This window comes from Hymenobacter radiodurans (genome assembly GCF_004355185.1).
Classification (GTDB): domain Bacteria; phylum Bacteroidota; class Bacteroidia; order Cytophagales; family Hymenobacteraceae; genus Hymenobacter; species Hymenobacter radiodurans.
Genome location: NZ_CP037922.1, coordinates 4,693,329 through 4,706,621, shown reverse-complemented (window position 1 = coordinate 4,706,621; position 13,293 = coordinate 4,693,329). Strand labels below are relative to the sequence as shown.

The 13,293-nt window shown below is 56.0% G+C and carries 14 protein-coding genes; 4 read left to right on the top strand and 10 right to left on the bottom strand.

The features are described from left to right. Positions 1-18: 18 nt before the first annotated feature. The 7 genes from EPD59_RS21340 to EPD59_RS21310 all read right to left on the bottom strand — a co-directional run bounded on the left by EPD59_RS21340 (position 19) and on the right by EPD59_RS21310 (position 7,634). On the bottom strand, positions 19-654 hold the full coding sequence (locus tag EPD59_RS21340; RefSeq protein WP_133274538.1) for a thioredoxin family protein: 636 nt from the start codon (positions 652-654) through the stop codon (positions 19-21). A 97-nt stretch (positions 655-751) separates the two neighbouring features. Continuing rightward, complete coding sequence (locus EPD59_RS21335) at positions 752-1,243, bottom strand: DinB family protein (RefSeq protein WP_133274537.1); 492 nt, start codon at positions 1,241-1,243, stop codon at positions 752-754. 111 nt (positions 1,244-1,354) lie between these two features. Next, complete coding sequence (locus EPD59_RS21330; RefSeq protein ID WP_133274536.1) at positions 1,355-1,822, bottom strand: DUF6970 domain-containing protein; 468 nt, start codon at positions 1,820-1,822, stop codon at positions 1,355-1,357. Positions 1,823-1,956: 134 nt separating this feature from the next. After that, the gene (locus tag EPD59_RS21325) at positions 1,957-2,349 is read right to left on the bottom strand and encodes a diacylglycerol kinase family protein (protein WP_133274535.1); all 393 of its coding nucleotides are present in this window, start codon (positions 2,347-2,349) and stop codon (positions 1,957-1,959) included. Continuing rightward, complete coding sequence (locus EPD59_RS21320) at positions 2,342-2,935, bottom strand: GNAT family N-acetyltransferase (protein WP_133274534.1); 594 nt, start codon at positions 2,933-2,935, stop codon at positions 2,342-2,344. The genes EPD59_RS21325 and EPD59_RS21320 overlap by 8 nt, the downstream gene beginning before the upstream one ends. A gap of 151 nt (positions 2,936-3,086) precedes the next feature. Further along, complete coding sequence (fumC, locus tag EPD59_RS21315; RefSeq protein WP_133274533.1) at positions 3,087-4,490, bottom strand: class II fumarate hydratase; 1,404 nt, start codon at positions 4,488-4,490, stop codon at positions 3,087-3,089. Positions 4,491-4,571: 81 nt separating this feature from the next. Then, positions 4,572-7,634 carry a DUF7948 domain-containing protein gene (locus EPD59_RS21310; RefSeq protein ID WP_133274532.1) on the bottom strand — a complete coding sequence of 1,021 codons (3,063 nt, stop codon included), beginning with the start codon at positions 7,632-7,634 and terminating at the stop codon, positions 4,572-4,574. A 160-nt stretch (positions 7,635-7,794) separates the two neighbouring features. On the opposite strand from EPD59_RS21310, the gene EPD59_RS21305 reads away from it, so the two are divergent. Then, positions 7,795-8,178, top strand: a complete 384-nt coding sequence (locus tag EPD59_RS21305; RefSeq protein WP_133274784.1) for a dodecin family protein — start codon at positions 7,795-7,797, stop codon at positions 8,176-8,178. A gap of 34 nt (positions 8,179-8,212) precedes the next feature. Here the strand turns inward: EPD59_RS21305 and EPD59_RS21300 are convergent, their stop codons facing one another. From EPD59_RS21300 to EPD59_RS21290, 3 genes are read right to left on the bottom strand one after another with little or no spacing between them, the layout of a single operon-like run. After that, a complete protein-coding gene (locus EPD59_RS21300; RefSeq protein WP_133274531.1) occupies positions 8,213-8,839 on the bottom strand; it encodes a TonB family protein in 627 nt (208 codons plus the stop codon). After that, positions 8,836-9,717 carry a zf-HC2 domain-containing protein gene (locus EPD59_RS21295; RefSeq protein WP_133274530.1) on the bottom strand — a complete coding sequence of 294 codons (882 nt, stop codon included), beginning with the start codon at positions 9,715-9,717 and terminating at the stop codon, positions 8,836-8,838. Before EPD59_RS21295 ends, EPD59_RS21300 begins: the two co-directional genes overlap by 4 nt. Continuing rightward, positions 9,704-10,330: an RNA polymerase sigma factor gene (locus EPD59_RS21290; RefSeq protein ID WP_133274529.1), complete on the bottom strand. Its 627-nt coding sequence runs from the start codon at positions 10,328-10,330 to the stop codon at positions 9,704-9,706. Before EPD59_RS21290 ends, EPD59_RS21295 begins: the two co-directional genes overlap by 14 nt. 164 nt (positions 10,331-10,494) lie before the next feature. Between EPD59_RS21290 and EPD59_RS21285 the strand changes: the two genes are divergently transcribed. The 3 genes from EPD59_RS21285 (at position 10,495) to EPD59_RS21275 (ending at position 13,293) form a co-directional block, all read left to right on the top strand. Beyond that, on the top strand, positions 10,495-10,797 hold the full coding sequence (locus tag EPD59_RS21285) for a hypothetical protein (RefSeq protein ID WP_133274528.1): 303 nt from the start codon (positions 10,495-10,497) through the stop codon (positions 10,795-10,797). A 442-nt stretch (positions 10,798-11,239) separates the two neighbouring features. Next, positions 11,240-12,094, top strand: coding sequence for a prephenate dehydratase (locus tag EPD59_RS21280; protein ID WP_133274527.1), 855 nt, complete (start codon positions 11,240-11,242; stop codon positions 12,092-12,094). Positions 12,095-12,111: 17 nt separating this feature from the next. Further along, a complete protein-coding gene (locus EPD59_RS21275; RefSeq protein ID WP_133274526.1) occupies positions 12,112-13,293 on the top strand; it encodes a pyridoxal phosphate-dependent aminotransferase in 1,182 nt (393 codons plus the stop codon).

Genomic DNA, 13,293 nt, shown 5'->3' with positions numbered 1-13,293 from the left:
TACGGAATGACACTACGCTTACTTCACACTAAGCGCAGGCTCCAGTGCCCGAACCAACTCCAGCAGCTCCCGCTGAGTTGATTGGGTTTTATCACGGGCGTACCAGCCGTGAAGCTGGGTAGCAAATTCTTCAAAAGGCAGATTCTGGCTTTTTAAATCGCGAAACATGGCCTGGGCAGGCGCCGGACGTGGACCCCATGTAGCGGCTTCCGTAAGTGTATCTGCCTGTAATACAATGAGTTTAGGAATCGAGCGCCCGCCATCGGTGAGATAACGATCCATCAGATCCAGGTTCTCATCGCGCAGCAGGTAGCGAGATTCCAACTTGCCGTTGCTGGCTTGCACAATGGCTTCTATTACGGGCACAATCTGGGCCGCGTCGCCGCACCAACCTTCCGTGAGCGTGAGCCACACGTACTTATTTTGCAGATTGGCCAGAGCCTCATGTAGCTCGGGCAGCAGTACAATTGTTTTATCTACCCGGCGCATCCGCTGCACATTCAAGCGAGCATATTGTAAAATCTGCTCCGTTTGATTAGTGCCGGTGGTGAGGTTTTGAGCCATCAGTTCATCAATAAGCTGACGATAAGAGGCGTAAGTATAGGCTGAGGCTAAGCGCTCGGGAGTCAAAACAGAAGAAAGGGGAGCAGACATAGAATGGGGCGTTAAGGAGAATGGCTGGATAACAAACAAAAACCCTTCTGGTATGCAAGCCAGAAGGGTTTTTACGTAAGCGCTGCAAGCTCAGTAGCTACAGGCTCACGGTTTCCTTAGCTGACATCTCGCGGCAGTAGGTGATAAAGTCGGTGTTGATGGGCTCTAACCCATTGTCGCGTAGGCGAGTAGCTACCTGGCCGCGGTGATAGTTGGCGTGCACGTGTACGTGGGTCAGCACATCTGATACCTGACTAACATAGGCGTCACCCACCGAGTTGGTATAGGTAATTATGCGGTGCAGTTCAGTTTCGTCGGCTGCCTGAGCCATCTGAAGCAGACGCCCGGAGGTTTGGGCATGAAGCTGGTGCAAGCCTTCCAGCGTGTGCTCCTGCCACACTTTTACTGGGCTTTGCGTATCGGTGAGGCGAGCAATCCAGATAGCCTGAGCATTGAGTACGTGGCTGAATAAGCGCAGGGCCACAGCCGGGATTTCGGCGCCGCCCGCAACCGCTTTATCCATATGCGCTAGCAAGGTATCATTGGCCCAGATGTTATAAGCGGCTAGTTTTTCGATGGTGTTGATCATGGGAGTTGAATGATGAAAACGGATTAGAAATCAACCGTAGCAATTGGCTATCGAGAGGTAAGTGACAGCCTTATAACGACGGACAAATTTATCTAAATCGAAGGGCTCAGCCTATCGGGGATCTTGCCAAACTAGCGTTTCCCGCGTGCGTCTTTTCGTAAAATCAGCGCATCGCCCGTCGCCTTTGCCCGTGATACCGCCGTCGGGCTGACAGATGATTTTGCCATCGGCGGCGTAAAGCGTAGTAAAAAAGTCGCAGCAAGGCGCCGTTTCATAGTATACCACTTGGTCGTTGTAGAGGTAGCGGAATACCTGCACAGGTGGGTTGGCAGGTTCTTCCGCCAGTATTTTTTGAATACGCTCTCGGAGCCAGACGGGGCGCCCGGTAGTGTCGGCAATAGAGGAGCGAACGGGTGTGGGCATCACCGTATTGGCGCTGGTCGGGGCGGGAGTATCGGTGCCTGATACGCTGCCCGTTACGGGGGCATCGGTGGGGGTAGTCACGTTCACGCCGGTTTGACAACCCACTGATAGCAAGGCTGTCATCGACAGGGAAACAAGAAGTAGAGTAGAGCGCATAACTACTGGAAGGAAGCAGTGAACAAGCAGCAACAAGCTACTTGCAGGGCGAAAACCTCACTGAGGCGGACCCATAATCGGAACAGTAGTCCTTACGCCGCGCTTTAGTAATTGTTTTTGAGGCCTATTTCGCTCTACTCAACCAACCCCCATACCCGGGGGGCAAATATGAGTAATCCGACTACCACAGCGGCCAGCGCAGCCAATAAAACGGCCCCCGCGGCTACATCCTTGGCCTTCCCAGCCAACGGATGATACTCCGGCGACACCAAATCAGTGAGCGCCTCAATGGCGGTATTTGCCAGTTCCGCCGTCCAGACGGTGCCAACGGCCAGCGCCACTAGCGCCCACTCCGTCCGGCTGATGCTAAAGTAAAATCCCAACCCTATCACGACCACCGTAGCCAGGGCGTGAAAGCGCAGGTGCACCTCCGAGCCCAGCGCCGACACCACCCCGCGAAAGGCATGCCCGAAGCTTGCGGCGCGGCGTCGAAGTAGGCTATGCTGCCTGGGGGGCAAATCAGCCATGGTTGTCGAAGTCTTTAAAAGTTGTGGTGCGCAAGTGATGCCATTCAGGCTTCAACACGCTGAAAATTACCGTGTCGCGCCGCCGCCCGCCCTGCGTGTAGCGGTGGCTGCGCAACGTGCCTTCCTCCGTGGCTCCCATGCGCCGCATCGCAGCCTGCGACTTTAAATTATGGGCATCGGTTTCCAACTCCACTCGCTCGCACGCTAGCACATCGAAGGCATGCCGAAACAGCAGATGCTTGGCCGCTCGGTTCAGGCCGCTACGTTGAAATTCCGTGCCCACCCATGTGTAGCCAATGGACAATCGCCCATCCTCCAGATTGATGTTGTAGTAGCTGGTACTGCCGGCTACCTGGTTCGTTAGCTTGTCTACTATCAGGAATGGATAGCGCTGCTGCTGCTCGCGGCCCTGTACTGCCGCCGCAATGTAAGCGGCCAGACTAATTCGGTCGTCGCCGCGGGTGAGGGTAAACTGCCACAAATCAGGATCGAACGCAACAGATTGCAGTCCCTCAAAATCCTGGGCAGTCAGGGGGCGCAGCTGAGCCCGGTTATTTTCAAGAATAATGTCCTGAGCGAAATCCATAGAGAGGGCAGGTGCGTGAAAGTCAGCCCTAAAGATGCTGGAAAAAAGGAAATCGGTAACTTAATCAACGATAAGGCAATACGAAAACGGGCGACCAGCACTATAGCTGGTCGCCGGTTTTTATAACTAACTAATAAGTCGGTACCTGGGGCTACTTCTTTATCTCGCCCACCATATCTTCCGGCTTCAGCCACTCATTAAACTGCTCTTCAGTCAGGTATCCAAGCTTGAGGGCGGTTTCTTTGAGAGTGCTGCCTTCGCGGTGCGCGGTTTGAGCAATCTCAGCGGCTTTATAGTAGCCAATATGTGGGTTCAAGGCCGTTACCAGCATCAAGGAGCTGTTTACGTGCTTCTTGATATTCTCCTCAATTGGCTTGATGCCTTCCGCGCACTTGTCATTAAACGACACGCACACATCCCCGATAAGGCGAGCCGAGTGCAGGAAGTTATAGATCATCAAAGGCTTGAACACATTCAACTCGAAGTGGCCGTTCATGCCGCCGATGTTGATGGCCACGTCGTTGCCCATCACCTGTGCGGCTACCATGGTCATGGCTTCGCTCTGGGTGGGGTTTACTTTGCCGGGCATGATGCTGGAACCAGGCTCATTATCAGGAATATACAGCTCGCCAATGCCAGCACGCGGGCCAGAAGCCAGCAGACGAATGTCGTTGGCAATCTTCATCAGCGAGGCCGCTACCGTTTTCAATGCACCGTGCGCTTCCACAATCGCGTCGTGGGCAGCCAGGGCTTCAAATTTGTTTTCGGCTGTAACAAAGGGCAGACCCGTTAAGTCGGCAATGTGCTTGGCTACGTTTTCGGAGTAGTTGGGGGGCGTATTGATGCCCGTACCCACGGCCGTACCGCCCAAGGCCAACTCCGATAAGTGCGCCAGCGTGTTTTTGATAGCCCGCAAGCCGTGGTCGAGCTGCGATACATAGCCCGAAAACTCTTGGCCGACGGTGAGCGGCGTGGCGTCCATGAGGTGGGTGCGGCCAATCTTTACCACGTGCATATACTCCTCCGACTTGCGCTTGAGCGTATCGCGCAGCTTCTCAATGCCGGGCATCGTCACTTCCACCAATATTTTGTAGGCCGCAATGTGCATGGCCGTGGGGAAGGTGTCGTTCGAGCTTTGCGACTTATTTACGTCGTCGTTGGGGGCCAGCGCTTTCTTCTCGTCGCTGAGCTGACCGCCCTGCAGTACGTGGCCGCGGTAAGCTACCACCTCGTTCACGTTCATATTCGACTGCGTGCCCGAGCCGGTTTGCCACACCACCAGCGGAAACTCCGCATCCAGTTTGCCTTCCAGAATCTCATCGCACACGCGGCCAATCAGTTCAGCTTTTTCGGCCGATAATACGCCGGCGTCGCGGTTGGTAAACGCAGCGGCCTTCTTCAGATAAGCAAAAGCGCGGATGATTTCCTTCGGCATCCGATTGATATCCTGAGCAATGCGGAAGTTATCAATGGAGCGCTGGGTTTGGGCGCCGTAGTAGGCGTCGGCGGGCACCTGTACGGGGCCCATGGTGTCTTTCTCGGTGCGAAAATTCATGAAGCAGAAACTGGTGTGATAAATCCGTTTTGGTGCCGGTAAAAGTAAGGAACCTCCCGGCAACTGCCCGACTTGGCCTGCTTACTTTACGACTTCCAGCCACCCTTTTACGCGCGGGGTACAAAACCGCTCATTTTCGAGGGTGTAGTAATATATCCCGGCAGGTTGCCCAGCCGCCATCCAGTCATTCGCATAGTTATCAGACGCGTACACTTCCTTACCCCACCGGTTATAGAGGCGTAGGCGGGTACCCGGCTCAACAGCTACGGCCTCCGATGGCTTGAACACGTCATTTTTGCCGTCGCCATTGGGCGTAATAATGTTGGGGGGCAAAACTGGCCGCAGCAGCGTCACAGTCACTGATTTTTCGGTTGCGCAGCCGCTTTGCGTAATGCGCACGGTATAGCGCCCCGAGGTAGGTGCCATAATACTAGGCGTCGTCTCCTGAGTCGACCATAGGTACGTGCTACCTGGCTCGGCGCTGGTGCGCAGTCGTATGCCGCCAGCTATGCAGCCCGTCGTGTCAGATGTCAGGGTCGGCTCAGTTACCAGCCTCACGATGGTACTATCTCGGCTACTACAGCGGCCGTTGTTTACAATTACGGAGTACTTACCAGGTTGCGTAACGCTGATTGTAGGGGTGGTGGCACCGGTACTCCAGCGGTACGTGTTGCCCGGACTATTCGCGTTGATTGTAAGTGAATTACCTGCACATAGTATCAGGTTCTTGGGCAGCGCTACGGTAGGCAGCGCCTTCACGCGCACCAGCACGATGGTCGAGTCGCGTGTGGTATTGCCACAGGACGTATTAGGTGACATCACTGATAGCTGCACACGATAGAGACCCGGTGCGGTGAACGTATGCGAAGGCTGCCGGGCGGTATCGGCGGGGGTGCCATCTCCAAAATTCCAACGATAGCGCAACTTGCCCTCACCTATACTAGCGTTAGCAAAGCGCACGGCGTAAGGCGCACAGGCCGAATCGACGGGCGCAATTGCAGCCTGCAACGGCGAGCTAGTGCTGCCAGCATTCTGGTCAATTTTAAAGGCTAGCACATCAAGTCCACCTGCTCTATTGGTAGGCGAATATGCTCCGGCGATGGTCGGATAAGTAAATGCGCAAAGCACCTGATAAAGCCGTCCCTGCGAATCAAAGCGGTGAACCTGACTGTGTGCGTGGGCTGTCGTATTGCCAAAATAAGATCCGAATAGCAGCTTGGACGCGTCGCTACTGAGGGTCATAGAGTAATAGCCGGCAATGGTATTATTAGGCAGCGCATTTATGAGTGGCAAGCCGGGCGTAGGGGTGAAACCTGCCGCATAAATGTTATTGCAGGCGTCCAGCCCGAAGGCCGTTGACAGGATAGGGCCCATAGCTGGCCGGGCCGTAAAGCGCACATCAGCCAAACTGGGCGCCAGCTTCGTGATAAAAGTAGAGCTATTGCTGGCCGATACCGCGCCGGGCGTAGCCGCGAGCGTACCCGATGTATTACCAAAAATATAAACGTTGTTAGCCTTGTCCAGCTGAAGGTTGGTGATGTTGTCGCTCCCATTAGGCGAGCCATAAAAGGTAGAAGCGGCGAGCCTTCTACCGTCGGCTTGTAGCCGGCTAATAAAGGCCTCACCCGGAGCGCGGTATGTAGTGGTGAGGGCACCGGCAGTCGTTGGAAAATCAATGCTAAGCGTACTGCCTCCCACCACAACCTCGTCTGTGGAGGTGATGCCAAACGTCGTTACGGTTTCAGTAGAATTGCCCCCCAGAAGCGTACTCCAGGTAAGAGAAGTCAGGTTAGCATCAAAGCAGGCCACAAAGACATCCTGGTTGCCACCTAGTGTTTGGTCGTAGGCGGTGGGGCTGAGGGGTAGATTAATGGAAGAAGTATTACCAACTATATACAGTGCGCCTGAAGCGCCTAACGCTAGGTCGGCACCCGTTTCAAAGCCGCTGCCCCCGTAGTAAGTAGAGGCCAGCAAGGCCGAGCCGGTAGCATTCAACTTGCTTATCACTAAGTCATTCCCTCCGTTGAGGGTGCGGTCGAAAGCTGCGGTAGTGGGAAAGTTACTGGAAGTAGTATGGGCGAGTAAATACAATTCACCAGTCGGAGTAGTGGTCAGGCTGCGAATTTCATCGTAATTATTGCCCCCCAGATAGGTCGCATAGAGTAAGGTGGAGCCGGTCGGGTTTAGCTTGCTGATGGCAATATCCTGTGATCCTGCAAATACATTTTGGTACGCTCCGGGCGTAATGGGGTAGCCTGATGTCTGAGCCAACCCACCGGTAAAAATATTGCCTTCTTTATCGTAGCCCGCTGTTTCGCCCCACACACTTCCTCGGCTGCCCGAAAATGTGCAAGCCACTACCGTGGGGTCAATAATGAGGGGCCGGCTGCGGTCGTAGCCGGCCGGAAACTCATACCGGACAGTGCTGCCAGTCAGTTGGTAGCGGCAAACTACGGTCTGCCGCACGCCATGCGCATCGGTCTGGTAGGCGTAAGGTTTTTGCTCTTCTACATCGGTCACGGAAGTACGCACGAGCAAGGTTCCATCGGGGCGCAGATCGAGTCCTAAAGCCCCCCGGTAAAGCAGCGCGATGGCGGCCGGACTAGCTCCGGCCGCAATGGTGAAGTCGTACTTCAGGTTGCCTGCTTCGGTGCCATAGAGCCGCAGGCCCACCCCCGGATAAAGCGCCGGGTACTCAACGGCACTGAACGAGCGCACGTTGCTGGCCCAGTGGGCCGGGTCATTGCCCAGAAAGTAGTTGTGGTGGGCGGCCTGCAGTTGGTCGCCTGCTGGAGTTTTTACCGCTTGAGCACCCACAAAATCGACAAACACAGCGTGGCCGCGGATGGTGGTAGTTGGGAGTGCTGGGTGCGGATGAGTGAGCGTACTAGCCGCTTCGTAATCGGCGTGTGCCTTACTTACATCGGCAGCGCTGTGCCAGTCATATACCAAGCCGGTAGCACCTACGTACACATCGCCGCCCGGAACAGAAGCCTTAAAGCGAACCGCCGCCGGCCACTGGCTTTTATTCTCAATAAACGAAATGCTGTTTCTGCGCGGTGCATTCTCAGCAGCTAAATAATTGGATAACAGGCATAATGTGGCAACTACCAGTAGCCGCCCGGCAGGGGTAAAAATGGACATTCGCACGAGAATGAGGGAGGAGCACTATATAGGAATGAGCAAAGAAACACTAAGTCACAAACTTTGCCAATGCCACCCTTTTTAGCTGTGGCCGCGTATAACGCTACCCGGTTGCCCGATGACCGTAAGCGCTCTTTTCCACCTCCAAACGCCCCAAGCTATGAGTAGCATCAAAAAAGTAATTGAAGTACTGGCCAGCTCCGACAAAAGCTTTGAAGACGCTCTCCAGCGTGCCCTCACCGAAGCCAGCACCACACTTAAGGGCATCCGCTCCATCTATATTAAAGATCAAAGCTGCAAAGTGCAGGACAACCGGATTGTGGAGTACCGCATCACGGCCAAAATTACCTTCGAGGTGATGCACAAGTGGAATGCGGGCGCCGTAGGTAGCGCCGAAACCGAGCAAGCCGAAACTCCCGGAACGGGTGGTGGCACTCCCGATTATAGTCAAGTAGAAATGAAAACCCAGCCCGACCTGCCCCGCCAAGTAGAGCCCGGCGGCAGCGCTACCACCGCCGAAAGCGGCGGCGGCTACAGCGGCTAGATGTTTTTCAGTCATCAAAAAAAGCCCCCTAGAGCTACTCTGGGGGGCTTTTTTGATGACTGAAATTACCTAAGCTACTGAATACGAAACGGCACGGAGATGCGCACTTGCTGGGCCGTGCGCCGCCCCCGATAATGCCCGGAAACCAGGCTGGTCCTTCGCGCACCAGCCGCATAGCTTCTTCGTCGCACTCTTTGCTGAGGCCGCTTACTACTTTCAAGTCCTCGATAGTACCAGTGGCGGTTACCGTAAATCGTAGCTTCACCGTTCCCTGGGTACGATCACGCAGCGCCTTGTCGGGATATTCCAGCTCTTTTTTCAAATACTCGTGGAAAGCAGGCAGCCCGCCGGCCGGGGCAGGGCCAACAGCGGGCGGAGTAGGCATTTTGCCTTTGCGCGTCACTACTACTTCGCTGAGGCTCCGGGTGTCTGGGGCGAGGGCCAGCGCGAGCGGCGCGCTTGGATTGGTCAGCTTATATTCCTTGCGCTCGTAGCCGATGGAGGCAATTACCAAAGTCGATTGAGTATCGGCTACGGGCAGCGCGAAAGAACCGTCGGCCTGCGTGCTTACGCCCTGTTGGGTGCCTTTCACCAGCACCGTTACGCCGGGCAGCCCCGCACCGGAAGTTTGATCAGTAATACGGCCTCGAACCAAACTCATACCGGCGGCTGCCGCGCCGCTGCTGGCCAAAGACCGCGCATCACTGCTGGGGGCATTTTGGCCACTTGTTTACCTGAGTCGATGGCAGTGCCCGCGGCCGAGCGCGCAAGCGCTGTGCGGGCCCGGTCAGGTGGGAGAGGAGCCGTAGCTACTGCCGGGGCTTCACTCACTGCGACTAGGTTTGGCGTAGAAGCGCTGTCGGGGACTGCTTTATCCTTCATAGCATCCATAGCAGCATCTTGAGTCCTGACCGCTGCTATGCCAGCATTGACGGGTTTAGCAATGCGAGTCGGGCTTGTCCGCGCAATTGCTTTTGTCCGAGCGGAAGCCGGAGCGCGCGGCGGCGTCGGCCGAGCCGCATCGGATTGAGCCACATCAGCCGCTGCTATTTCTGCTGGCATTGGCGTTGATTTCATTGCCTCCAACTCAGGCTTGGATGCGACTAGCGGCGCTGCTTCCTGTTGCGACGATGCTGCCTCCTCCCGGCGCATCATCGCCGCTACCGGCTCCGACTGCGCTTCGGTCTTTGCTTGATTGAGACGCCAGCCGACAAGGCTAGCGATGAGCAACAATAATGCGCCGGCCATTTGCAGCCAGGGCCAATCTGCGGCTGTTTTGCGGCCGGTATCCTGTGCTACGCGGGTGCTCAGACGGCTTTGCAGGTCGGCCAAGCTATGGTCGGTAGTAGTAGCGTCGGTCATTTCCAACCCTTCTAATACTTCTGCACAACGCTCACAATCAAGAGTATGCGCCTCCACGCGGTGCTGATCGGCGGGCGCGAGCGTACCGGCCACGTACTGCCGTAGCAAGGCCACGGGCAGGTGCCCACCGGGTTCGGCAGACGGGAGTGGAGAAGGTAACTGATCAGTGGGCCGCATCGGGAGAAGTAGACTCTAAGTAACGTTTGAGGTTGCGCTTGCCGTTTTGCAGATGACTTTTTACTAAGCCCAACTCAAACCCGGTGATAGTGGAAATGGTACGATAACACTGCTTTTCGAGGTAAAACAGTTCCAGACATCGTCGCTGACCGGGCGGTAGTTCGGCCAAGGCGAGTTCCAGGGCTTGCAGGCGTTCTTCGGTCAAAGCGGCTTCGTCGGGGTCATCAGCAGGTAGATGCGCGGCCACCGCCGATTCCATACCGGCTGCATCGGGAAAGTGCAGCACGAGCGCGCCACCGTCGGGGCCGGCGCGCTGCCGGGCTCGCAAAATCATGAGGCAATGGTTGCGGGCCGTGGTATGCAGCCAGGCCGGAAAATGTTCGACCTCGTGCCGCCGCAAGCTTTCCACCAGCTTTTCAAACAGCTGCATCACCGCGTCTTTCGCGTCGTCCTCGTCGCGCAGGTAGCGCCGGCAAATGGCTAGCACGGTCACCATATGTCGCTCATACAACGTGCCTACATCGGCCACGTCGCCGTGCTGCCGGTAGCGCACCAGCAACTCCGCATCGGATAGCGCGGCGGGCAACTCAGGACGACGGCGGTTAAAAAACATACAGGCGAAACGACCAGCAAATGAATCGGGAAGCTACGGCCTGGGGGGCAAAATTCCGCGTTTAAGCGGCCGGTGCGTCAACGCATCAACTTATTTCCACTGCGCCGTGTGGAATTACAGCTCAATGGGCATCAGAATAACTGTTCTACCCAACTACTTGCCTGATGCGCCACCACTTTCTGTTCTTCGTTGCCAGCTTACTCATTGCCTTGCCAGCCGCTGCCCAAACGACTTCACCAACTCCGGCCGCAATCCAAGCTCCGGCCGATACGCTCACCGCTGCTTCTGAACCAGTGCAAGCCCGAACTGCGGTACAACTGCCCTGGTGGCTGCCCACCGCCGCGCAGTGCGCTGATATTCGGGCACTTGAAGCGATTGAAGCCCCCAAGCAAGCTGCCCGCCGCGAAAAGCGAATGCAGCAACAAAGCAAAAAGTTGGCGAAAAAGTATCCGCAGGCAACGGAATAGAAAGGGATCATACATAAATCACTGCCCATAAACGCCTCATGCCCAACCAACAAAACCAGAAAAATTTAGGCTAAACTTGTTTTCCTGCTTGGCTTTGTTCAGATTTGGGCAGCTAAACGGCTACTTTACCTCATGCGTACGGCCTCTACCCAGTATTATTTTACCTCGTATTTTTTCTACGCTACCGCGTAGAACCGAGGCCGCTTGCCCCATTACCCTAGACAAACCAAGCGCCTTCGGACCTCCGAAAAGGCGCTTTTTTTATTCCCTGAGTATTCTTCGATCATGCAGTTCTCCGCTTCTTTTTATTACGGCTTCTATTATTTCTTCTACCGGAAGAAACAGGGAGTCTTTTATTCTGCTTAACCTCAAAAGAAGCAACGAAAAAGGCCCCCTGCACCCCAGGGGGCCTTTTTTATACCATAATTTCATATCTCATTCCATGACGCCTACCATTGCCATTCAGGGTTTCGCCGGGAGCTTTCATCAGCTTGCCGCTCATCAGTACTTCGGGCCCGAAACTGCCGTGACGCCCTGCGCGACCTTTACAGAGGTGGTGCGGCAGGTGGCTCGCGGTACCGCCACGGGAGGCGTAATGGCCATTGAAAACTCTATTGCCGGCAGCATTCTACCCAACTACAACCTGCTCCAACAGTCGGCGCTACGAGTGACGGGCGAGGTGTATTTGCCCATTCGGCAGCATCTGCTGCTGCTGCCCGGCCAAACCCTGGCTGACTTGCGGGAGGTGCATTCGCACCCGATGGCCCTGCTTCAGTGCGCCGATTTTCTCAATCAACACCCTGAATGGAAGCTGGTTGAGACCGAGGATACGGCCCTTAGCGCCCAGCGTATTCGCGAAGGCCATCTGACGGGCATCGCCGCCGTAGCTGGTCAGGCGGCCGCTGAGCTGTTTGACTTAGAAGTAGGAGCGGCGGATATCCAGTCGGTGCCGGAGAATTATACGCGCTTTCTTATCATCAACACCGCCGAAAATGCCCCCCAGCCTGCTACGGCCAACAAAGCATCGGTGTACTTTCACACGTCCCACACCAAAGGCTCGCTGGCGCGGGTGCTCAATAAAATTGCCGACCACGACCTGAATCTGTCTAAGCTTCAATCGTTTCCCCAGCCCGGCCGCGCCTGGCAATACTTCTTCCACGCCGATCTGGAGTTCGACCACGCCGATCAATTCCACGAAGTACTCCAAGACCTAGAGCCGCTCACCGAAGATTTACGCGTGCTAGGGCTTTATCAAAGGGGAGACACTCAATTAACAGCCTCAACACACGCTAGTTAGAATCTGTAACTACTACTATGAACATCTCCACCGCCGACCGCCTTCAGCATACGGGCGAGTACTATTTCTCCCAGAAGCTGCGCGAAATTGAGGCCATGAATCAGGCGGGTGCCGCCGTCATCAACCTAGGTATTGGCAGCCCCGATTTGCCGCCGCACCCCAGCGTAATTGAGACCTTGAGCACCACGGCCGAGCAGCCGAATACCCACGCCTACCAAGGCTACCAGGGTAGCCCGGCTCTGCGGCAGGCTATGGCTGAGTGGTACCAGCGGGCGTATCGGGTGGAGCTAAACCCAGCTAATGAAATCCTGCCCTTGCTGGGCTCAAAAGAGGGTATTATGCACATCAGCATGACGTTTTTGCAAGCCGGCGACGAGGTTCTGATTCCCAATCCGGGCTACCCCGCGTACCGCGCCGCCGCCCAGCTCAGCGGCGCCAAGCCCGTCGACTACGATCTGACGGCTGCCACCAACTGGCAGCCCGACCTCGACGCCCTGGCCCAGCGCGACCTGAGTCGGGTGAAGCTCATGTGGCTCAACTACCCGCACATGCCCACCGGTGCCCCCGCCGATATGGAGTTTCTGGCCCGCCTCGTTTCCTTCGCGCAGCAGCATAATATTCTGCTGGTGCATGACAACCCGTATAGCTTCATTCTCAACGACAACCCGCAGAGTTTGCTGGCTGTGCCGGGCGCGCGCGAAGTGGCGCTAGAGTTGAATTCGCTGAGCAAATCGCACAATATGGCCGGCTGGCGCGTGGGTATGCTGGTGGGCCGGGCCGAGTGGCTGCAACAGGTGCTGCGCTTCAAAAGCAACCTCGACTCGGGCATGTTTCTGCCGGTGCAGCGCGGCGCTATTGTCGCGCTGGGGCTGGGCGCAGATTGGTTTGAGCAGCTTAACGCCACCTACCGGGCCCGCCGCGAACAAGTGTTTAACCTGCTCACCACCATCGGCTGCCAATTTGATCGGCAGCAGACGGGGTTGTTCGTCTGGGGGGCAATTCCGGCTGGCTACGCGGATGGCTACGCGCTCAGCGACGAGCTGCTGCACCAGGCGAAGGTATTTATCACGCCGGGGGGCATTTTTGGCAGCAACGGCAACGACTTCATTCGGGTGAGCTTGTGCCAGCCGGAAAGCGTGCTGACGGCTGCCTTAGAACGCATTGTTACAGCACGAAAAGCCACACCTGTTTCTCGATAA

Excerpts from the sequence above, each read along its gene's own strand:
- EPD59_RS21340 (WP_133274538.1), bottom strand. The coding sequence starts at position 654 with ATGTCTGCTCCCCTTTCTTCTGTTTTGACTCCCGAGCGCTTAGCCTCA.
- EPD59_RS21335 (WP_133274537.1), bottom strand. The coding sequence starts at position 1,243 with ATGATCAACACCATCGAAAAACTAGCCGCTTATAACATCTGGGCCAAT.
- EPD59_RS21330 (WP_133274536.1), bottom strand. The coding sequence starts at position 1,822 with ATGCGCTCTACTCTACTTCTTGTTTCCCTGTCGATGACAGCCTTGCTA.
- EPD59_RS21325 (WP_133274535.1), bottom strand. The coding sequence starts at position 2,349 with ATGGCTGATTTGCCCCCCAGGCAGCATAGCCTACTTCGACGCCGCGCC.
- EPD59_RS21320 (WP_133274534.1), bottom strand. The coding sequence starts at position 2,935 with ATGGATTTCGCTCAGGACATTATTCTTGAAAATAACCGGGCTCAGCTG.
- fumC (WP_133274533.1), bottom strand. The coding sequence starts at position 4,490 with ATGAATTTTCGCACCGAGAAAGACACCATGGGCCCCGTACAGGTGCCC.
- EPD59_RS21310 (WP_133274532.1), bottom strand. The coding sequence starts at position 7,634 with ATGTCCATTTTTACCCCTGCCGGGCGGCTACTGGTAGTTGCCACATTA.
- EPD59_RS21305 (WP_133274784.1), top strand. The coding sequence starts at position 7,795 with ATGAGTAGCATCAAAAAAGTAATTGAAGTACTGGCCAGCTCCGACAAA.
- EPD59_RS21300 (WP_133274531.1), bottom strand. The coding sequence starts at position 8,839 with ATGAGTTTGGTTCGAGGCCGTATTACTGATCAAACTTCCGGTGCGGGG.
- EPD59_RS21295 (WP_133274530.1), bottom strand. The coding sequence starts at position 9,717 with ATGCGGCCCACTGATCAGTTACCTTCTCCACTCCCGTCTGCCGAACCC.
- EPD59_RS21290 (WP_133274529.1), bottom strand. The coding sequence starts at position 10,330 with ATGTTTTTTAACCGCCGTCGTCCTGAGTTGCCCGCCGCGCTATCCGAT.
- EPD59_RS21285 (WP_133274528.1), top strand. The coding sequence starts at position 10,495 with ATGCGCCACCACTTTCTGTTCTTCGTTGCCAGCTTACTCATTGCCTTG.
- EPD59_RS21280 (WP_133274527.1), top strand. The coding sequence starts at position 11,240 with ATGACGCCTACCATTGCCATTCAGGGTTTCGCCGGGAGCTTTCATCAG.
- EPD59_RS21275 (WP_133274526.1), top strand. The coding sequence starts at position 12,112 with ATGAACATCTCCACCGCCGACCGCCTTCAGCATACGGGCGAGTACTAT.